Below are 20793 nucleotides of genomic sequence, written 5' to 3'. Positions count from 1 at the left end.
GACAATAAAAAATAGCTATTAGTAATACAGTCTTATGTTTTCTTAAATGCCTGAAATCTGCATCCCTTTGGATAAGAAAATGGCATCTGGTTCAAACAAAAAGAATGATAAACAAAATATATACAGTGAATAAGAACAAAAAAAATAAAGCGCTCAACCGCTCAGAATTTCTGGCATTTATTTGCATTTTGCTATTTTCCGGGAACGTTTCCGGACAGGAACTAAAATCGCCGGATGCCAACTTAACTGCATATTTTTCTTTAGCTGAAGGTGGTGTGCCCACATACAGTTTAAAATATAAAGGTAAGAATGTCATTAAAACCAGTAAGCTGGGTTTGGAGCTGAAGGATGGTAAAAACTTAACGAATGGTTTTACCATCACCGATACGAAAACAAGTACCTTCAATGAAACATGGAAGCCTGTTTGGGGTGAAGTGAAAGAAATAACCAATCATTATAATGAGTTAGCGCTAACCCTTACTCAAAAGGAAACCAACAGGTATATGATGATTCGTTTGAGGTTGTTTAATGATGGTTTAGGCTTCAGGTATGAATTTCCAGAGCAGAAAAATCTTGACTATTTCGTCATTAAAGAAGAAAAAACACAATTTGCATTGGCTGGCGATCATAAAGCTTTTTGGTTGCCGGGGGATTATGACACACAAGAGTATAGCACGGTGACTTCAAATTTATCAGAAGTTCGTGGTAAAATGAAAGCTGCGGTAACACCAAATGCATCGCAAACTACCTTTTCGCCAACAGGATTGCAAACCCCTTTAATGATGAAGAGCAAGGATGGTTTATATATTAATATTCACGAAGCTGCGCTCATCAATTATTCATTGATGTCGTTAAATCTTGATGATCAAAGCATGGTTTTAGAATCATGGTTAACACCCGATGCCATTGGCGATAAAGGATATATGCAGGCGCCATGTGTATCACCGTGGAGAACCATCATTGTAAGCGATCAAGCCGGAAATATCCTCACTTCAAAATTAACCTACAACCTGAATGAGCCTACAAAATTCAACGATGTATCCTGGATTAAACCAACCAAATATGTAGGGGTTTGGTGGGAAATGATCACGGGCAAAAGCACCTGGGCTTACAATAATTTAACCAGCGTACAATTGGGCGTAACTGATTATTCGAAAACTCAGCCAAATGGCAAACATGCTGCAAATACGGCGCACGTAAAAGAATATATCGATTTCGCGGCTAAAAACGGTTTAGATGCTGTATTGGTTGAAGGCTGGAATGAAGGTTGGGAAGACTGGTTTGGCAAAACCAAAGATTACGTTTTCGATTTCGTTACACCTTATCCGGATTTTGATGTGAAAGAATTACATCGTTATGCGGCAAGTAAAGGTATCAAAATGATCATGCACCATGAAACTTCCTCATCAGTTCGTAACTACGAAAGACATTTGGATACCGCTTATAAATTTATGAAAGCCAATGGTTATGATGCGGTAAAAAGTGGTTATGTAGGCAATATGATTCCACGTGGCGAACATCACTACGGACAATGGTTAAACAATCATTATTTATATGCCATTCAGAAAGCTGCTGAATATAAAATCATGGTTAATGCACATGAGGCCGTTCGTCCGACAGGTTTGGCCCGTACTTATCCCAATCTGATTGGAAATGAATCTGCCCGGGGAACGGAATATGAGGCTTTTGGTGGTAATAATGCCGATCATACCACTATATTACCTTTCACGCGTTTAATTGGCGGTCCGATGGATTATACACCCGGTATTTTTGAAACCAAAGTGAGTGCTTATAATCCAGAAAACAATTCATTTGTACACAGCACACTTGCCCGTCAGCTGGCGCTTTACGTAACAATGTATAGCCCGTTGCAAATGGCTGCAGATTTACCGGAAACCTATAATAAGTATATGGATGCTTTCCAGTTTATTAAAGATGTGGCAGTGGATTGGGATGATTCCAAAGTTTTAGAGGCAGAACCTGGCGATTACATTACTTTCGCCCGTAAGGCAAAAGGTAAAAATAACTGGTTTGTCGGTCGTACAAATGATGAAATCGCCCGCACTTCAAAAATCAATTTAGCCTTTTTAGATGCAGGCAAAAAATATATAGCAACCATTTATGCTGATGCGAAGGATGCACATTACGAAAAAAATCCTAAGGCCTACACTATTCGTAAAATGGAAGTAACCAATAAAACGAAGTTAACGCAGTATTGTGCACCGGGTGGTGGCTATGCGATCAGTATTATGGCAAAATAAGTTTTGTGTTTAATGGCCGGGAAGGCTGAGTTTTATTGCAAATGATGTAAAGATTAAGTCGTAGTGCTTAACTACGACTTTTTTGTTTATGATTACCTGTTTAAAATGCGCCTGCTGATTTAAAATAATATACGCAGATTTGGTTTTATCAGCGGTTATCTGTGTGATCAGCGGGAAATATTATATTGTCTCGAAGCTATTTGGTTAATTAAGTTCAGTAATAAAAAAACTCCCGCAGATTTAAAATGATATATGCAGATTTGGTTTTATCAGCGGTTATCTGTGTGATCAGCTGGAAATATTATATTGTCTCGAAGCTATTTGGTTAATTAAGTTCAGTAATAAAAAAACTCCCGCAGATTTAAAATGATATATGCAGATTTTTTTGTAAAATGGAAGTAACCAATAAAACGAAGTTAACGCAGTATTGTGCACCGGGTGGTGGCTATGCGATCAGTATTATGGCAAAATAAGTTTTGTGTTTAATGGCCGGGAAGGCTGAGTTTTATTGCAAATGATGTAAAGATTAAGTCGTAGTGCTTAACTACGACTTTTTTGTTTATGATTACCTGTTTAAAATGCGCCTGCTGATTTAAAATAATATACGCAGATTTGGTTTTATCAGCAGAAATTCTTTAGTACTGTTTCTTAGATACCATAATTTTCGCATATTGCTGTCAACAAGTATCTGTATAAATTATTTCAATCTGCGGGAGCTAAGAATCATGGCCAGAACAAAAAATCACATCGAACTTCAGTTTTTAAGCGAACCATCAGATGTAAACTATGGCGGTAAAGTACATGGGGGAATGATGATGAAATGGATTGACCAGGCTGCTTTTGCCTGTGCCTTACAATGGAGTCAAACATATTGTGTAACTGTTTATGTTGGTGGAATCCGTTTTTTTCATCCGGTTCATATCGGACATTTGGTTAAAATGGAAGCACGGATTATTTACACCGGTAAAACCAGTATGCATATTGCTGTAGATGCCTTTTCAAAACCTGTTGATCAGGCTGATTTTGTTAAAAATACACATTGTATCATTGTTTTTGTTGCTGTTGACCATGAAGGGCAGCCTAAAGCCGTTCCTGCCTTTAAACCAAAAACGGAAAAAGAAATTGCCATGCATGGTTATGCCATTAAACTGATGGAGCTCCGTAAAAGCATTGATAAGGAGATGGAACCCTATATAGTTTAGTCTATAACAGGTAAGGCAAAGCTAAATTTACTTCCTTCGCCAATAGCACTCTCTACCCAGATTTTTCCATCTTCTGCTTCAATGAAGTCTTTCGAAATGGCTAAGCCCAAGCCGGAGCCTGATTTGTTCTGCCCATCAGTCGGCACCTGGAAATAGCGTTCAAACAGGCGTTTCTGATATTTTTCATCAATGCCTTTTCCATAGTCTTTTACTGAGAACTGAACAAATTTATCCTTTTGCAAAATATCAATTACCACTTTGGATTTCTCCGAACTGTAACGCAAAGCATTTGATAAAAAATTAACCAGTACCCAGGCTGTTTTCTGGATGTCGGCATTCACTTTCGGTAAGTTCGCGTCGCAGTTTAATTCCAGTTTAATTGATTTTTGTTCGGCCTGAAATTTTACCGCATCAATGGCATATTGTACAATATCCTCAGGTTTGGTTATCGCAAAGGTTAGTTTTAAGTTTCCGGTTTCTACCTGCGATAAATCCAGAAGCTCGCTTGTGATTTTTAACAGCCGGTCGCTATCTTCTTTGATATGGGTTAAAAGCTGGTTTTGTTCTTCATTCATCAGGCCAACACGTTCATCGCCAAGCAACTTTAAACTCATTTTTATGGATGCAAGGGGTGTTTTCAGTTCATGAGATACTGTTGCAATGAAATTGGTTTTGGCCTCATCCAATTCTTTGAATTGAGTAATGTTTTTCAGTACGTAAACACTGCCTGCCGATTTTGAAGATGCGATTAATGTCTTTTCATCCTGATCTTCATAATTCGGAATTACAATTTCGCGATGCTCCAGTAAGAAATAAGATTCTTTTTCATCCACATAAATTTTTAAGGTTTTGTCTTTGGTTTCCGGTTTAATGATGCGCTTTAATAGTTCGTTCTTTTTTATCAGTTCTGTAGCATTCTGGCCGATGACTTTTCCTTCATTCAGATTCATCAGCTTTGCTGCCAGGTGATTTAAAAACAGGATTTCACCCTTTTCATTTAAGCCGATGATGGCATCCTGCATCTGTGCGATGATGGCCTCAATCCGCGATTTTTCAGATTTGATTTTTGAAAGATTGCTGTTTTCCCATTCATTCAGCTTCACCACCATCCCATTAAAGGCATCAGCAAGTTCGGTGAACTCATCGTGGTTTTTAAAATGAAGCCGCTGTTTGTAATTCTTTCTGCTGATTTGTTTGATAGCGGCACTAAATTCAGCTAGTGGATTGGCAACAAAACCAGGGAAGTTGACAATAAACGTAAACAGAATGAGAAAACTCAGCACGGCCGCAATTGAAATGTATAAATTGGCCCTTGCTGATGCCGCATTTGCCTGGTCGTTCTTTTTGTAAATGGCCTTCATATTTACCTCTTCAATGCTTTGCAGGGCGGTACGCATGTTTTTTATATTGTTCGTACTGGAAGAAACCTGTAAAGATTTGTAAGTTGATAAAAGTTTCTGAAAGGCTATTTTCTCACCTTGTTCTGTAATATTCCGGCCTTCGTTTTTTAAATTTTCTTCAAATATTTTTGCTTTTGCGGATGATAAAGGAAAATTGCTTTCATCTACAACATTCCGCATGGCACTGACATATTTGAGCGATTTATAATTGTCTTTCAGGATTACTTTGGATTTATCAGACAATTCATTCAGAAAGAATAAGGCGATCAGACCAAAAGATAAAACGATGATGAAGAGGAAGCCGAATCCGAGACGGAGCTTGGTTTTTATTTTCATGGTGAAGTTGTTTATTACCACCTAAGAAGCCTTAGTATATTTAAGTTTAGATGTGCTTAGGTGGTAAAATTTATTAGATTAGATTTTAAGAAAGTATAACCAAATCAATTTCTTTTGCAGCTAAATTACGTAACAACTGATTAAAAATAGCCGTTCGCATGATCACCTGAAAAATATTTAAATGAGGCTTACCAATGCAAATGGTGGAAATTTCTTTTTCGGTTGCCATATTAATGATGGTTTGTGTAACCTGATTGCTTTTTACCTTGATCACTTCGGCACCCAGCTCAGTGGCCAGTTTAAAATGGTTAATTAAGTGCCGTTGTTTATCCAGTTTGATTTTATCAAAGCTTTCGGCATCACTTTGTACATACAACGCAATCCATGGAGAATGATAATAGGAAGCCAGCCGGGCTGTTTTCCGGATGACGACACCTGCCGTTGCTGCGTTTGAGGAAATACAGGCCAGAAAACGTTCCGAACGTAGTTTTACTGATTTCGGAATTTCAATCTGAATTTTTCTTTCCACCTGGTGTACCACTTCTTTTAATGCAAATTCCCTGAGCTGCAATATCTTATCTGCCTGAAAAAAGTTACCTAGTGCCTTGTCTATTTTACTTTGATCATAAATCTTCCCTTCTTTTAAACGTGTAATCAGTTCATCTGCAGTTAAATCAATGTTCACGATTTCATCTGCCAGTTCCAGTATTTTGTCGGGAATCCGCTCGGTTACGCTGATACCCGTGATCTGTTCAATCTCTTCGTTGATGCTTTCCAGGTGCTGGATATTCACTGCTGAAATAACATTAATACCAGCTTCAAGTAAATCGAAAACATCCTGCCAGCGTTTGCTGTTCTTACTGCCTTCGGCATTGGTATGGGCCAATTCATCTACCACCACAATTTCAGGATGACGGTTTAGAATACCCTGTAAATCCATTTCTTCGATTTCTTTACCGCGATAAAAGATTTTCTTTCGGGCAATCATTGGCAAACCATCAACCAAAGCTGCTGACTCTTTTCTTCGGTGTGTTTCTACGTAGCCAATACAAAGATCAACACCATTTCGCAACAGGGCATGAGATTCCTGCAGCATCCGGTAGGTTTTGCCTACACCGGCACTCATCCCAATATAAATTTTGAGCTTTCCCCGCCTGGATTTCTGAATCAGTTCAAGGAAATGTTGTACAGAATCTTCTTTATTTTGCATTGTCTTCTTTAACCACGGAAATACAGTTTCATAAGGTAAATCTTCCTTTATCACTGCATTTCCGTGGCAATATTTAAATATTGCATTTGTTACGCGGCAATTTAAAAGGCCACGGCTATACTGGCTGTTAATGTGGTACTGGCATTTATGGAATTCGTTCCACGATTAAAAATTTTATCCTTGCTGTCGTAAGTTTTTCCTTCCAAGCGAACAACTGCATTCGGGATTGGTGAATAATCTAAATTTAAGGAATAGCCTTTTGTTCTAAATCCGTTTGGCGTTCCCGTTGAGATAAAAATACCATTTTTATCTTCGTAATATTCAAATCTTCCTGCCATAGCCCATTTATCTGCAAATTTATATTGCACAATGGCTACCGGTGAAATGACTTCATTAACGCTGCTGCTACCTTTAGCTTTTTGTTGGGTACCATAATCCAAGCCAAGGGTTAATCCAAATTGATCTGTTAACTGGAAAATACCATACAGATTATGATAGAAACGGTTCACCCGAACAGAATCAACACCCTCTGTTCCCAGATAATTGCTGTAATTAACTGTGATTTTTGGTGTGGGTTTCCAACTTAACTGCAAGCCGCCCGCAGGTTTGTCATTTCCATTCTGGCGGGTAATTCTTTGCCATCCGTTCAAATAAAGGAGCGTGGCGGTAAGTTTTCCATCCTGGGTACCATAGGTTAGTTTTGCCCCTGATTCATAATAGGGTGTGTTTTCTGAAGCAATATTTCTGGTTAAAACCCAACAATCTTTCGATATGGCGCCTTCAAAACCAATGTGCGATGAAAAGATACCGGCATCAATCCATAAGTTTGCTGATTTAGAGAGTTTAACGCCTGCATTGGCTTCGAAAATATTTTTAAGTACACCTGGCTCGGCAGCTAAGTTGGCATTAGCATACGTTCCAGCCATTACAGCCAGGTTGGCACGGATGGCACCATCGTCATAAGCAGCCTTGATAAAGCCTAAATTGAGGTTAACTTCATTAGTGCGGTTATGAGAGTAAATAAATGCAGGTCGGTTATGGTCGGCAGGTTTATTGAAGTCGTAGCCATAGTAAGCTTCAATATAACCTGAAAATTTTACTTTAGGTGCTTCTTGTGCGAAAGCGGTAATTGATGCGGTTAAAGTGGTAATAAGGATAACGAGTTTTTTCATTTTTGTATGGTGATTACACCTGTTAAAGGTGATTTTAAACATGATCAATTGATGGTCTTTTCAACCTGGAGGGGAGAAAGCGTTGAAGTATAACAACTAAATTTCAAGGACCTCCTCCATTTTCCTTTGCTCCGGTAGAAATGACGATGTGTTACAGATTGTCTAGTGCCAGGTTCAGTTTTAATACATTTACTGATGACGGGCCGAATAAACCCATTAAAGGTTTGATGGTATTAAGGGCAACCAGTTCTTTAACTTTCTGTTCACTGATATGCCTTGTTTTAGCTACTCTGGCAATTTGAATGGTAGCGCCTTGTTCAGAAATATTTGGGTCTAAGCCACTTCCTGATGCCGTAACCATATCAGCAGGAATCTCCGATTTTTTTAATCCGGGATTATATTTTAGCAAGGTGTCTATTCTTGATTGTACTTCTTTCAGATAATCAGGATTAGAAGGTCCTTTGTTTGAACCTGCAGAGCCTGCGGCGTTGTAGTTTACTGCTGATGGTCTTCCCCAGAAATATGCTGGTTTAGTAAATGATTGACCTAATAAGGCATAGCCAATTGTTTTTCCATTTTTAGTGATTTTCTCACCAGCACCATTTCCTTTAGAAAACCGGCCTGCCAATGCAATACTGATGGGATAGATGATACATAACAATACGATTAAAACTAATGTTAAGCGTATGGATGGAATGATGTATTTTTTCATGATATTATGTGATTACACAGATTTTAAATGATGATGAAGATTTAGTTTTGTCATCCTGAGCTTGCCGAAGAAATTAATCTTCTTTTCGACAAGCTCAACTTGACAGTATGTTTATACAAATAACCCAACTACTAAATCAATTAATTTGATGCCGATGAACGGAGCGACAACCCCTCCAATGCCATAAATGAATAAGTTCCTGCGCAGCAATGCCGTTGCACCGATAGGTTTATAGGCCACACCTTTTAAGGCGAGCGGAATTAATATCGGGATGATAATCGCATTAAAAATCACAGCCGACATAATTGCACTTTCTGGTGAATGTAAGGCCATAATGTTGAGGCTTTGCAATGCCGGTATAGCGGCAATAAATAGTGCCGGAACAATGGCGAAATATTTCGCCACATCATTGGCAATGGAAAAAGTGGTCAGTGTTCCGCGTGTAATGAGGAGCTGTTTCCCGATTTCTACAATCTCAATTAATTTCGTAGGATCGTTATCTAAATCGACCATATTACCTGCTTCTTTCGCGGCCTGGGTACCACTGTTCATGGCCACACCAACATCAGCCTGGGCAAGTGCCGGAGCATCATTGGTACCATCACCCATCATGGCCACAAGCTTTCCTAGTGCCTGCTCATCCTTAATGTAGTTCATTTTATCTTCTGGCTTAGCCTCTGCAATAAAATCATCTACACCAGCCTTTTCTGCAATATATTTGGCTGTTAAAGGATTATCTCCTGTAACCATTACAGTTTTAACACCCATTTTGCGCAAGCGTTCAAAACGTTCACTGATACCTGGTTTAATGATGTCCTGCAACTCAATTACGCCAAGTGCTTTCTCATTTTCTGACACCACTAAAGGGGTTCCGCCATTGGTGGCAATATTTTTTACATGACTTTCAATATCAGATGGAAAAATATTCCCTGCTTTTTCCACGATATTTCTGATGGAATCGAAAGCCCCCTTTCTGATGCGTCTACCATCGGCAGTATCCAATCCGCTGGAGCGGGTTTCGGCTGTGAATTTGATAAAGGTAGAACCTTGTGGTGTTCCGGCAGTTTTAAAGCCCTGTTCATTAGCCAATTCAATAATCGATTTGCCTTCAGGTGTTTCATCTGCCAGCGAACTTAATACGCAGGCATCCGTAAAATCTTTAATTACAACACCTGCAGTAGGATAGAAGTGGGTTGCCTTGCGGTTACCAATGGTGATGGTTCCGGTTTTATCCAACAAGAGCACGTCTATATCTCCTGCGGTTTCTACTGCTTTACCTGATTTGGTAATCACGTTTGCCCGTAGCGCCCGGTCCATTCCGGCAATACCGATGGCTGATAATAAACCACCTATAGTTGTTGGGATCAGGCAAACAAAAAGCGATATTAATGCTGCAATCGTAATTGGTGTATTGGCGTAATCGGCAAATGGTTTCAAGGTAACGCAAACGATAATAAATACCAGCGTAAAGCTTGCCAAGAGTATCGTTAATGCAATTTCATTTGGTGTTTTCTGGCGTGAAGCACCTTCTACCAGGGCAATCATTTTATCCAGAAAGCTTTCACCAGGCGCTGTGCTCACCTGTACTTTGATTTCATCAGATAATACTTTTGTACCACCGGTAACTGATGATTTATCACCACCTGATTCCCGGATTACCGGCGCAGATTCTCCTGTAATGGCTGATTCATCGATAGTTGCAATACCTTCAATGATTTCTCCATCGGTTGGAATGGTATCGCCGGTTTCGCAAACAAATACGTCGCCTTTTTGCAATTGGTTTGAAGAACGGATTTCAATTGTACCATTTTCTAAAAGGACTTTTGCAGGTGTTTCTTCACGGGTTTTCCGCAAACTGTCTGCCTGGGCTTTTCCTCTGGCCTCCGCAATAGCTTCTGCAAAGTTGGCAAATACTACGGTAAGCAGAAGTACCAAAAAGATGCAGAAGTTATACAATGGCGATCCCTGCCCGCTGTGACTAAAGGAGTATACAGTAACATAAGCCATTACCAAAGTGCCTACTTCAACGGTAAACATGACCGGGTTGCGCACCATTACCCTGGGATCGAGTTTGATGAATGATTCTTTCAATGCTGTTTTGACCAAAGCTGGTTCAAACAATTTATTATTGGGTTTCATTTTATTTATTTTAAATTGATTTCACAGATTAAAGTGATTTCGCAGATTTATTTAAGCATGGTAAAATATTCAGCCAGCGGGCCTAAGGCCAGTGCCGGGAAATAAGAAAGGGCATTCAACACTAAAATCACGGCTAAAGTCATCAGCGCAAATGTTTTGGTGTCAGTTTTTAAGGTTCCTGCAGATTCAGGAATGAATTTTTTAGCACCTAATAAACCAGCAATCGCTACCGGGCCGATAATGGGCAGGAAACGACCGAGAAAGATGATCACCCCGGTTAATACGTTCCAGAAAACATTGTTATCTCCCAAACCTTCGAAGCCTGAACCATTGTTGGCGTTAGATGAAGTTACCTCGTACAGCATTTCAGAGAAACCATGAAAACCAGGATTATTTAACCATGCTTTAGGCTGAACAGCCCAGGCGGCATCGGCATGATTGGTAAAAACATAACTTGCAATTGCGGTACCTGCAAGAATTAGAAAAGGACTTAACAAAGTAATTAACGCAGCAATTTTGATTTCCCTGGCTTCCACTTTGTGTCCCAGAAATTCAGGGGTTCTGCCTACCATCAAACCTGAAATAAATACAGCAATAATCAGATAGATGAAATAATTCAATATACCTACACCGCAGCCTCCATAAAAGCCATTAATCATCATGGCTAACAGTTGCCATAAACCAGTGAGTGGCATAGTACTGTCGTGCATTCCGTTTACCGAACCAGTTGAAATAACAGTGGTTAAGGTACTCCAATAAGCTGTAGCGGCTGGTCCGAAGCGAACTTCTTTCCCTTCCATAGCGCCTGTGGCCTGAGAAATTCCCATTTTGGCTAATGCCGGATTTCCACCTAATTCTGAAGTAATGGTTGGAATCAGCAACATAAATAAACCAATGGTCATCACTCCAAAAATAGTCCAGGCCAGTTTACGCCTGCGAATAAAGTAACCGAAAGCAATGACCATCGCCAATGGAATAATCGTTTGCGAAATTGCTTCCACCATGTTGGTTAAATAGCTTGGGTTTTCGAATGGGTGAGCAGAATTTGCACCAAAATACCCACCTCCATTCGTTCCCAAGTGTTTAATAGCGATAAACTGAGCGGCTGGTCCACGAGAAACATTTACGGTATCGCCCTGAACCGATATAAACTGATCCTTTGCATCGTAACTGGCAGGTGTACCATTGAAGGTTAAGATTAAAGCAACAATTACCGATAACGGAAGCAATAGCCGGGTGATGGCTTTTACAAAAAATTCCCAGAAGTTACCCAGTTGTGTAGTAGTTTTGTCTCTGAATGCTTTAAAAAAGACCACTGCAGCAGCAATACCCGTTGCAGCGCTTACAAACTGAAGAAACATCAATACAAATTGCTGCGTTAAATAACTTACGCCGCTTTCGCCAGAATAATGCTGCAGGTTACAGTTGGCCACAAAGCTAATGATGGTATTAAAGGCCAGATCAGGTGTCATGCCTGGATTTCCATCCGGATTTAATGGAAGGTGATTCTGGAAAATCAGTACGAAAAAGCCATATACCAGCCACAATACATTAATGGCTAATAAAGCTTTCAGTTGCTGTTTCCAGTCCATCTGTACTTTAATATTGATGCCCGAAAGTTTATAGATTAAGTTTTCAAGCGGTTTTAAAAAGTCTGTCCAGACCTTTTCTCCTGCAAAAACCTTGGCCAGATATTTCCCTAAGGGAATGGCGATGACCAAAGTAAGCAGGAATGTGGCAATAATGCCGGTTAATTCAGTGTTCATTTTTTTTGTTTTTTGGAGAATAGGAATTAGTCAATAGGGAATAGATTTGAGATGGATTTATCAATTTTCTTTTACCGATTTTCTATTTCCTCCATTAAAATTTTTCGGGTTTGATCAGCACGTAAATCATATAGATAAATACGGCGATGGCGATGATGAATAATGCTAACATGGCTTTAAATTTTTTCGAACCAATCAATTGATTTATAAGTTGCCCAGCAGAGCAAAAGGATAATTAAAAACAGGATTATGGTCATAACTTTATTAATTTTTGAAAGCTATTGCCAACTGTTGTGCCGCAGATAGATGTGTTTTTATAAGTTGCTGATTTGTATTGATTTATGTTTTATTTTAGTCGGGATTAAATTTTTAGGCATAAAAAAACCCTTCCGTTTTGGAAGGGTTTTTATCGTTATGGAAGGATGGTTTATTTTTCAGAAGAGGATTTTCGCATTCGTTTATAGGCTTCGGCCTTCAGACTCCAAACTAAAACTTCCCCTGTTGGTTCAGCAAGCTGAAATATTTATCCAGATTAACACCCAATGATTTTTCCATAGAGATTTTAAAATCTAATGGTTGCGGATGTTTATTTTTCCATTCACTGAAATAATTTTTAAAGGCCTGATCAAATTTTTCTTTTCCCACCTGCGATTCCAAAATATAAAGCCAGAGGGCCGTCTTGGCATATGAGATTAAACTATATTCTTCAGAAGTTTTGAAATCAGCTGCGGGTGTTTCAATGGCTGATTGCATAGGTACATTTGACAAGGCACCATAAACACTGGCCAGAAACCGATCAGCAGGTAGTTCCTTAATCTTTGCCGGAATGGCATCGCCAAAAATAGAATTCGATCTGTATTTCTCGGCTTCATAACGGAACTGGAAAAAGGTATTAAAACCCTCGTCTTGCCAGGTATGTATTCTTTCGTTATTGCCCAGCATACTCATAAACCAGTTGTGGCCCACTTCATGGGTAATTACCCCATCAAGGGTTTCTTTTTTCGCATCCGGACTGGTTATCAGGGTAATAGTAGGGTATTCCATTCCGCCGCTGGCATTGTTTTTGGGCCCCTCAATGGCTTGTACCACCGGGTATTCATATTCGCCAATCCATTGACTGTACTTTTTAGTTGCATCTTTAATGTAGTCAATACTATTTACCCAAAGTGTATTTTCCTTATTATGGTAATAGCTGAAAGCATCCACAACTTTTCCTGAAGCAAGTTTTATGGTATCGTATTGAATGACCAGGTCCTGATCAGCAAACCAGGCAAAATCAGGCACATCATTTATCAGGTAAGTCAGGGTTTTGGTGCCTGAACTGCTTTTAGCACGGTATAATGCAGGCTTGTTGTTTCTGGCCGCTGTATTTTTTGCACCTATACTTTTATAAGCAGCAAGTTCATCTGCATTCTGCAGAACGCCCGTAGCACCAACTACATAATTGGTGGGAAGGGTGATGTTTACCTTATAGTCTGCATATTCGCTGTAAAATTCACCCATATCCAGGTAAGGGAACTCATGCCATCCATCTCTGTCAAACACGGCGGGTTTCGGGTACCATTGTGTTGCCATAAATTCGGTACCGGCATAGCCGGACCGGGAGAAATAGCTGGGTAATTTCACATTAAAACCAGTTGTAATAGTTACAGAATCACCGGATTTTAAGGGGGCAGGAAGCATGACTTTCACAATATCAATGTACTGTGGGTTAGGGTGTGCTTTTGTTTCAGCCAATTTTCCATTTACCTTGAAACCTAAGCCATCAATACTGCCGTAGCTTACGTTTTTAAGTTTTTCCTTGCGGGAAGTATCATTCCTGATTTGCTGAAAAAGTGCAGTTGATTCGTTTTTATAGGCATTTGGCCAGATGTGAAACCAGATAAAATCAAGTGTGGATGGTGAATTGTTTTTATAAACAATGGTTTCGAATCCTTTGAGTGATTTTTCTTTATCGTTTAAAGTAACATCAATGTTATAGGTTAATTTTTGCTGAAAATAATTTTCCTGTGCGAAGATGGAAAAAGATAGTGTTGATAATAATAATATTAGAATATATTTCTGCATGCTGATGAATTAATGGTAATGTATTTAAAATGAATAATGTAATTGATTGAATATTTTTAATGTTTCTGCCAGGGCTTGCATTAAGGTCTATCTTAAATGATTTGCGAAACTATCTATTTCTATTGTACTGAAGTGCCGGATTCCTGGCTTGATGTAAAATGCCGATAATTACGATCCGGCTAAGTTCATCATCAATGATAAAATAAATGGAATACGGAAAAACAGCTGTAAAGGCTGACCAGATGTTTTTTATACCTGATTTCGATCAAGCTCCTCCATTAATGCGGATAGCGGCACTATTTTATTTGAATCCTTGGACAGGGATTGCAATCTGGTATCCAGAACTTCCTTATGCCATTCTGGTAAAGAAGCATCAATCGATTCTACTTCTGGGTGCAGGTCTTTAATCTTTTCCCAATCTTCAATAGTAAGTTGAACCGCAGTGATTTGTCCATGCTCATTTGATAAATATTGAATGCTCATATACCAAATTTAATGATTTTTTTTAAATGACCTTTTGCCTTCCCCTGTTTATATTTCCAAAATTCCGTATTCTTCAATTTTTCTATACAAGGTTGTCAGGCCAATCCCCAGTAACCTGGAAGTTTCCGTTTTATTGCCTTTGGTATGAATCAGCACCTTCTGGATATGCTGTTTTTCTATCTGATGAAGATTGAAATGATTCTGAACAGGCACAAATTCAAAAAATTCTGGTGGTAAGGCTGATAAATTAAGTTCGGCGCCGTCAGATAGGATCACCAGCCGCTCCATCACATTTTTGAGCTCCCGGATGTTACCACGCCATTGATGTTTCTCCAATATTTCCAGCAGTTTATCGTCTGCTTTAAGCTGAGCCCGATTGGATTTAACAGCAAATTCTGCCAAATAATGTTTTGCCAGCAAAGGGATATCTATTTTGCGTTCGCGCAAAGGCGGCAGCATGATCGTGAAAACCGAAAGGCGGTAATATAAATCAGAACGGAACTTTCCAGATTCAGCATCTGCTTTAAGATCTTTATTGGTGGCGGCCAATATGCGTACATTTACCTGTTGTGTGTGCGTATCCCCAACTTTAATAAAACTTTGATTTTCCAGCACCCGCAAAAGCTTGGCTTGTAAATCGAGGTTCATTTCACCTATTTCATCCAGGAATAGGGTGCCGCCATTGGCTTCTTCCAGTAAGCCTTTTTTATCTTTATTCGCACCGGTAAAAGCACCTGCTTTGTAACCAAATAGTTCGCTTTCTAATAAATCAGGACTAAAGCCACTACAGTTTAAGGCTACAAAAGGCTTTGCTGCCCTCGGACTTTCATAATGAATGGATTGTGCGAAAACTTCCTTCCCGGTTCCGGTTTCACCTAAAAGCAAAACGGTTGTATCGGTCTGGCTTACTCTTTTCGCCAAATCAACTGCTTCGGTGAGTTTTTTGGAATGACCGATCATCGTGCTGAAGTGATGTTTGCCGGCAATTTTTTGTGCTAGTTCGGCAACACGTTGCTGCAGATTTGCTTTCTCAATTGCTTTATAAAGTAAAGGGATTATTTTATCATTGTCATCTCCTTTAACCAGGTAATCGAAAGCACCATTTTTAATCGCCAAAACACCGTCTGATATCGTTCCGTATGCGGTAAGGTTGATTACCTCCACAAAAGGTTTGATCAGTTTAATGTCCTTCACCATGGCCACGCCGTTTACGTCGGGCAATTTTACATCGCTAATTACAATACTTACATCATTGTTTTTTAAAAGTTTTAAGCCCTCTTTGCCTGTAGCGGCCTGCAAAGTTCTAAAACCTTCCAGTTCTATAATTCTGGACAGTAAACTGCTGATTTTTTTTTCATCATCAATGATGAGGATGATCCCGTTCATAGGTTTGAAATAAGCTACAATATTAAGGATAAAAAAGGCGAATCAACAGAAATTAAAATATAATCTATCCTGCATTTTTTCCATTCGAAGCAATCATTTTGGAATGGTTAAGCTGCAATCTTTTCATATTGGGAAAAAGCTTTCCATTTTGGTGTGTTTCGTTTTGCCGGTAATGCTTAGTAATCCTTTTTTTGAAAGTTTTTATGCAGACAATCAGATAGATATGGGTTTGTTGTTTGCAGGGCACCAGGTTTGTCCTGGTGGATGATGAAATTTTAGAAAAATGAACAATCAAATAATATTTGTCCGCCTTGCCACAAAAGAAGATGCCATTTATGCAGGTGAAATTGTAGATGAAACGCTGAACTCGGCCATCATCAGAGGATCTGGAATCTCCAGAAGAACACCCGCATCCATCATTGAAAAGATGGAAACCGGCAAAGCGATTATTGCGGTAACCAGTGGTGGTGAATGGGTAGGCTTTTCCTACTTCGAAAACTGGGAACATGGCAAATTCATCTCCAATTCCGGATTAATTGTGAAGCCAAAGTTCCGGAATTCAGGCGTGGCGAAATGCATTAAAAACAGAATTTTCAACTTGTCAAGGCGTCATTTTCCGCAGGCCAGGATATTCAGCATTACCTCGGGCGCAGCCATTATGAAAATGAATAGCCAGCTGGGTTTTGAGCCGGTAACTTTTGATCAGATTACCCAAGATGAAGCCTTTTGGGCGGGTTGCGCAAGTTGTACCAACTTCGATATTCTGAAAAGAAAAAAACGGCGTAACTGCTTATGCACTGCCATGCTGTTTACTCCTGAGCACATTGAACAAATCGTCACCCAAGCCGCTTTAGCAGATAAAAAACAACAATCATTAGCCATCCATTAATCAAACCGAACCATGAATATTTCAGATAAACGGGCAACAGCACATCCAGATTTAAACAGGCTTTATAACGAAGCGATCGCTCTTTTAACCACCTTGATCAGTATGCCATCTTATAGCGGTGCTGAAGATAAAACAGCTGATGAAATTGAATTGCATTTGACGAAACATCATATCAATACCATCCGCAAGCGGAATAATGTATGGTGTTACAATAAATTCTTTAACCCGCAGAAGCCTACTATTTTACTCAATTCACATCACGATACGGTAAGGCCAAATGAACAATATACGCGTGATCCATTTGCAGCGGTTGTTTACGATGACAAGCTGTATGGTTTAGGAAGCAACGATGCCGGTGCTGCACTGGTATCGCTGATCTCTGCTTTCATTTATTTCTATGAAGACGAAAATTTGCCTTTCAACCTTTGTTTAGCCGCAACGGCGGAAGAAGAAACTTCAGGTGGAAACGGCATCAAATGTATTCTGGATGAATTGGAACCGATTTCTTTCGCTATTGTTGGTGAACCTACAAACATGCAAATGGCAATTGCAGAAAAAGGCTCGATGGTGATTGATTGTACGGCGAAAGGTCGATCTGGTCATGCCGCGAGAGAGGAGGGCGATAACGCCATTTACAAAGCCATGAGGGATATTGCCTGGTTTTCCAGCTATCAGTTCCCGATTGAGGATGGTGCCCCGCAACCTGTAAAAATGAGCGTAACGCAAATTGATGCGGGCATGCAACATAATATTGTTCCGGGCTGTTGCCACTTTACCGTGGATATCAGGTTCGATCACAATTATACATCCAGAGAAATTCTGAACACCATCATCAACCATACCATTTCAAGCTTCAATGTCAGGCCAAATATTTTACAGCCATCCCACATCAGCTTGTTGCATCCTATTGTGGTGGCGGGTTTGGGTTTAGGCAGAAAAACCTATTTATCACCTACCAGCTCAGATCAGGGATGGTTGGATATGCCTTCCATAAAAATGGGACCGGGAGAGTCTGCACGATCACATACAGCTGATGAATTTGTTTACATCGATGAAATTGAAGAAGGAATAACGATCTATATTCGTCTGCTGGAATCGCTTTTTAAGCAAGGTGCATAAGCTTTATGTACTTTTTCGTTTACGACCGCCTGAAATAAATCCTTTTTAAGCATATTTGACCTCGTAAACCAAATGCTATGTTTAAAAAATTAAGCCCAGTAATCGTCCTCAGTTTCTTTGTCAGTTTTTGCGCTGCCCAGCAAGTGCGGCCGGCGAAATCTTCAGCAATTTACCGGGAACTGAAAACGCTTAAGCATCTTCCAAAGGTACTTTATCTGGCGGCCCACCCTGATGATGAAAATACAGGCTTACTTTCCTGGTTAATTAATGAGCAGAACGTGGAAACCGGCTATCTGTCGCTTACCCGGGGAGATGGCGGTCAGAACCTTTTAGGTACCGAGCAGGGTGCAGCCCTGGGATTAATCAGAACACATGAATTACTGGAAGCAAGGAAACTGGATGGTGCGCAGCAGTTTTTTACACGGGCCATTGATTTTGGTTTTTCCAAAAATACAGAAGATACCTTTAAACAATGGGATGCCGACAGCCTTACGGCTGATGTAGTTTGGGTAATCCGCAAATTCAGACCTGATGTCATTATTTGTCGTTTTCCGCCAACAGCAGCAGCAGGCCACGGACAACATGCGGCTTCTGCAGTGATAGCTGAAAAGGCTTTTAAATTGGCAGGAGATCAAACGGCATTCCCCAATCAATTGAAATATGTAAGTGTTTGGCAACCCAAACGCATCCTTTGGAATACTTTCAGATTTGGATCAACCAATACCACAGCCGAAAACCAGTTGAAGGCAACTGTTGGGCAGTATGATGCCCAGCTCGGATTGGGTTATGGTGAGCTGGCAGGACTCAGCAGAAGTTTACACAAAAGCCAGGGTGCAGGCACACAAGCCGTGGCTGGCGTACGAACGGAATATTTTTCGCCGGTTTTAGGTGATCAGGCCAAAGCAAATTTGTTTGAAAGAATCCCGATGAACTGGTCTGACAGGGGAATCAATGACATTGATGAGTTAATTGATATTACCCTCTTGTCTTTTGATTATAACCATCCCGATAAGAGTTTACATGGTTTATTGATGTTGCGCAAGAAGATTGCTGAACTGCAGGATGCGAATCTTCGGAAAGATAAACTAGTTGCTATCGACCACATTATTTTAAGCTGTACCGGTTTTATGGGTGAAGTGGTTACCGACCAGGCAGAAGCCATTGCAGGCAACAGTTACAGCTTTCGTTTAAATGTAATTGCCCGGTCCTCGGTTCCGGTATTGTTAGAACAGGTAAATTGGATCAACCAAACAGATAATTTAAACCGCAGGGTTTCGGGCGATTCCCTGCTGACCATTGAGCGTAAGATTCAAATCCCGGCAGGAGCAGGGTTAACTGAACCCTACTGGTTAGAAAAACCTGCAAAAAATGCAGCTACTTTTAGTGTGGCCAATGATACCTTAATCGGTTTGGCTGAGAATGAAGCTGCACTGAATGTTGTTTTGTCGCTTAAAATCGGTACGGAACAATTTAAAGTAAAACTGCCTTTATCGTTCAAAAAGTTAGACCCGGTTAAAGGTGATGTGGTCGAGCAATTAAGGATTGTTCCGGCACTTGGTTTAAGTTTTGCCGAGCCGGTATATTTTGCCAGGGAAAAAGAAGGATTAGCCGTTACCCTGAGGTTGAAGGCTAATAAATCCATCAATTATGGTAAGGTTGATTTTAAGATTGGAAATGTGATCGTCAAAACCTTTAACGGAATCAATTTACCTGAAAATACCGTTACCATTAAAGACTTTTTAATTCCTGCTGAAGATTTATCAAAAATTAAAAGCAGTCAGAATAAACTTGAAGCTGTTTTTTCAGCAGAGCAAAATACTTTTACAAAAGGACAGGTATTGATTCAGTATCCGCACCTGCCTTCCCTGCAATATTTTGTACCGGCAACAACCTGGTTATTAAAAGGCGATATCAAGGTGCTGGCAAAAAGAATAGGGTATATTCAAGGTGCAGGAGATCTGATTCCGGAGTTTTTACGTCAGGCTGGTTTGCAGGTGGATGTATTAACGGAAGCTGATATTTTGAACCCTGCAAAACTGGCTACATACGATGCCATTGTAACAGGGGTAAGGGTGATCAATACCGAAAAGAGAATCAAGAACTGGCAGCCGGCTTTGAAAAACTATGTAGAAAACGGTGGTACCATGGTAATGCAATACAATACTACCCAGGATATGGCCTTACAGGATTTTGGTGTTTATCCTTTTAGCATAAGCGGAAAAAGAGTTACTGAAGAAAATGCTTCAGTTAAATTCCTGGTTCCAAATCATAAGCTTTTAAACTATCCGAATAAGATTACAGCAGCAGATTTTAACGGCTGGGTGCAGGAGCGTGGTGCCTATTTTCCAGATAAATGGGATGATAAATATGAACCGCTTTTTGAAATGAACGATACCGGAGAAGAGCCTTTAAGAGGAGCCACATTGTATGCGAAATACGGTAAGGGGAATTTCATTTATTCACCACTGGCATTTTTCAGGCAATTGCCGGCAGGTAATGTAGGTGCAGCAAGGCTGTTTTTTAATTTTATATCAGCAGGGAAGTAAGCCATTATGGAATAATTGCTATCTTATGTTTTCAGACACCTAAATTATGAATTCACATCTAAATTAAATGAAAAATCAGTTCAAAAACTGGAATACCTGGTATAT

At 39.9% G+C, this 20793-nt stretch carries 15 protein-coding genes; 5 read left to right on the top strand and 10 right to left on the bottom strand.

Annotated elements, in window-relative coordinates; genetic code table 11:
- Positions 1–125 precede the first annotated feature (125 nt).
- Together CBW18_RS05085 and CBW18_RS05080 are read left to right on the top strand one after the other, a co-directional pair.
- Complete coding sequence (locus CBW18_RS05085; protein ID WP_088300384.1) at positions 126–2261, top strand: glycoside hydrolase family 97 protein; 2136 nt, start codon at positions 126–128, stop codon at positions 2259–2261.
- A gap of 725 nt (positions 2262–2986) precedes the next feature.
- A complete protein-coding gene (locus tag CBW18_RS05080; RefSeq protein ID WP_088300241.1) occupies positions 2987–3463 on the top strand; it encodes an acyl-CoA thioesterase in 477 nt (158 codons plus the stop codon).
- Here CBW18_RS05080 and CBW18_RS05075 read toward each other — a convergent pair.
- The 10 genes from CBW18_RS05075 to CBW18_RS05030 all read right to left on the bottom strand — a co-directional run bounded on the left by CBW18_RS05075 (position 3460) and on the right by CBW18_RS05030 (position 16134).
- Positions 3460–5199: an ATP-binding protein gene (locus CBW18_RS05075; RefSeq protein ID WP_088300239.1), complete on the bottom strand. Its 1740-nt coding sequence runs from the start codon at positions 5197–5199 to the stop codon at positions 3460–3462. The genes CBW18_RS05080 and CBW18_RS05075 overlap by 4 nt on opposite strands.
- Positions 5200–5284: 85 nt before the next feature.
- Positions 5285–6409, bottom strand: coding sequence for a histidine kinase (locus CBW18_RS05070; protein ID WP_088300238.1), 1125 nt, complete (start codon positions 6407–6409; stop codon positions 5285–5287).
- A 101-nt stretch (positions 6410–6510) separates the two neighbouring features.
- On the bottom strand, positions 6511–7581 hold the full coding sequence (locus CBW18_RS05065; protein WP_088300236.1) for a porin: 1071 nt from the start codon (positions 7579–7581) through the stop codon (positions 6511–6513).
- 151 nt (positions 7582–7732) lie between these two features.
- Entirely contained in the window at positions 7733–8293 is a 561-nt protein-coding gene (locus CBW18_RS05060) for a K(+)-transporting ATPase subunit C (RefSeq protein WP_088300235.1), read from the bottom strand.
- Positions 8294–8404: 111 nt separating this feature from the next.
- Complete coding sequence (kdpB, locus tag CBW18_RS05055; protein WP_088300233.1) at positions 8405–10432, bottom strand: potassium-transporting ATPase subunit KdpB; 2028 nt, start codon at positions 10430–10432, stop codon at positions 8405–8407.
- 47 nt (positions 10433–10479) lie between these two features.
- Positions 10480–12198 (bottom strand): potassium-transporting ATPase subunit KdpA, encoded by a 1719-nt coding sequence (gene kdpA / locus CBW18_RS05050; protein ID WP_088300232.1) that lies wholly within the window; start codon positions 12196–12198, stop codon positions 10480–10482.
- Between the two features lie 94 nt (positions 12199–12292).
- A complete protein-coding gene (locus tag CBW18_RS05045; protein WP_082468366.1) occupies positions 12293–12370 on the bottom strand; it encodes a potassium-transporting ATPase subunit F in 78 nt (25 codons plus the stop codon).
- Between the two features lie 314 nt (positions 12371–12684).
- Positions 12685–14265 (bottom strand): M1 family metallopeptidase, encoded by a 1581-nt coding sequence (locus CBW18_RS05040; protein WP_088300228.1) that lies wholly within the window; start codon positions 14263–14265, stop codon positions 12685–12687.
- 249 nt (positions 14266–14514) lie between these two features.
- Positions 14515–14748, bottom strand: coding sequence for an addiction module component CHP02574 family protein (locus CBW18_RS05035; protein ID WP_088300227.1), 234 nt, complete (start codon positions 14746–14748; stop codon positions 14515–14517).
- Positions 14749–14796: 48 nt separating this feature from the next.
- Positions 14797–16134 carry a sigma-54 dependent transcriptional regulator gene (locus CBW18_RS05030; protein ID WP_088300226.1) on the bottom strand — a complete coding sequence of 446 codons (1338 nt, stop codon included), beginning with the start codon at positions 16132–16134 and terminating at the stop codon, positions 14797–14799.
- A 283-nt stretch (positions 16135–16417) separates the two neighbouring features.
- On the opposite strand from CBW18_RS05030, the gene CBW18_RS05020 reads away from it, so the two are divergent.
- From CBW18_RS05020 to CBW18_RS05010, 3 genes are all read left to right on the top strand, one after another.
- A complete protein-coding gene (locus CBW18_RS05020) occupies positions 16418–17023 on the top strand; it encodes an N-acetyltransferase (RefSeq protein WP_088300223.1) in 606 nt (201 codons plus the stop codon).
- A 12-nt stretch (positions 17024–17035) separates the two neighbouring features.
- On the top strand, positions 17036–18142 hold the full coding sequence (locus tag CBW18_RS05015; RefSeq protein ID WP_088300221.1) for a M20/M25/M40 family metallo-hydrolase: 1107 nt from the start codon (positions 17036–17038) through the stop codon (positions 18140–18142).
- Between the two features lie 77 nt (positions 18143–18219).
- Positions 18220–20688 carry a PIG-L family deacetylase gene (locus CBW18_RS05010; protein WP_088300220.1) on the top strand — a complete coding sequence of 823 codons (2469 nt, stop codon included), beginning with the start codon at positions 18220–18222 and terminating at the stop codon, positions 20686–20688.
- Positions 20689–20793 lie beyond the last annotated feature (105 nt).

The organism is Pedobacter sp. AJM, from assembly GCF_002197755.1.
GTDB lineage: Bacteria > Bacteroidota > Bacteroidia > Sphingobacteriales > Sphingobacteriaceae > Pedobacter.
Note: the sequence above shows the minus strand (reverse complement) of the source record. Positions and strands in the feature narration are given on the sequence as shown.

What these genes read in the sequence shown, in the direction of transcription:
- CBW18_RS05080 (WP_088300241.1), top strand. Translation starts at nt 2,987, where the DNA reads ATGGCCAGAACAAAAAATCACATCGAACTTCAGTTTTTAAGCGAACCA.
- CBW18_RS05075 (WP_088300239.1), bottom strand. Translation starts at nt 5,199, where the DNA reads ATGAAAATAAAAACCAAGCTCCGTCTCGGATTCGGCTTCCTCTTCATC.
- CBW18_RS05070 (WP_088300238.1), bottom strand. Translation starts at nt 6,409, where the DNA reads ATGCAAAATAAAGAAGATTCTGTACAACATTTCCTTGAACTGATTCAG.
- CBW18_RS05065 (WP_088300236.1), bottom strand. Translation starts at nt 7,581, where the DNA reads ATGAAAAAACTCGTTATCCTTATTACCACTTTAACCGCATCAATTACC.
- CBW18_RS05060 (WP_088300235.1), bottom strand. Translation starts at nt 8,293, where the DNA reads ATGAAAAAATACATCATTCCATCCATACGCTTAACATTAGTTTTAATC.
- kdpB (WP_088300233.1), bottom strand. Translation starts at nt 10,432, where the DNA reads ATGAAACCCAATAATAAATTGTTTGAACCAGCTTTGGTCAAAACAGCA.
- kdpA (WP_088300232.1), bottom strand. Translation starts at nt 12,198, where the DNA reads ATGAACACTGAATTAACCGGCATTATTGCCACATTCCTGCTTACTTTG.
- CBW18_RS05045 (WP_082468366.1), bottom strand. Translation starts at nt 12,370, where the DNA reads ATGTTAGCATTATTCATCATCGCCATCGCCGTATTTATCTATATGATT.
- CBW18_RS05040 (WP_088300228.1), bottom strand. Translation starts at nt 14,265, where the DNA reads ATGCAGAAATATATTCTAATATTATTATTATCAACACTATCTTTTTCC.
- CBW18_RS05035 (WP_088300227.1), bottom strand. Translation starts at nt 14,748, where the DNA reads ATGAGCATTCAATATTTATCAAATGAGCATGGACAAATCACTGCGGTT.
- CBW18_RS05030 (WP_088300226.1), bottom strand. Translation starts at nt 16,134, where the DNA reads ATGAACGGGATCATCCTCATCATTGATGATGAAAAAAAAATCAGCAGT.
- CBW18_RS05020 (WP_088300223.1), top strand. Translation starts at nt 16,418, where the DNA reads ATGAACAATCAAATAATATTTGTCCGCCTTGCCACAAAAGAAGATGCC.
- CBW18_RS05015 (WP_088300221.1), top strand. Translation starts at nt 17,036, where the DNA reads ATGAATATTTCAGATAAACGGGCAACAGCACATCCAGATTTAAACAGG.
- CBW18_RS05010 (WP_088300220.1), top strand. Translation starts at nt 18,220, where the DNA reads ATGTTTAAAAAATTAAGCCCAGTAATCGTCCTCAGTTTCTTTGTCAGT.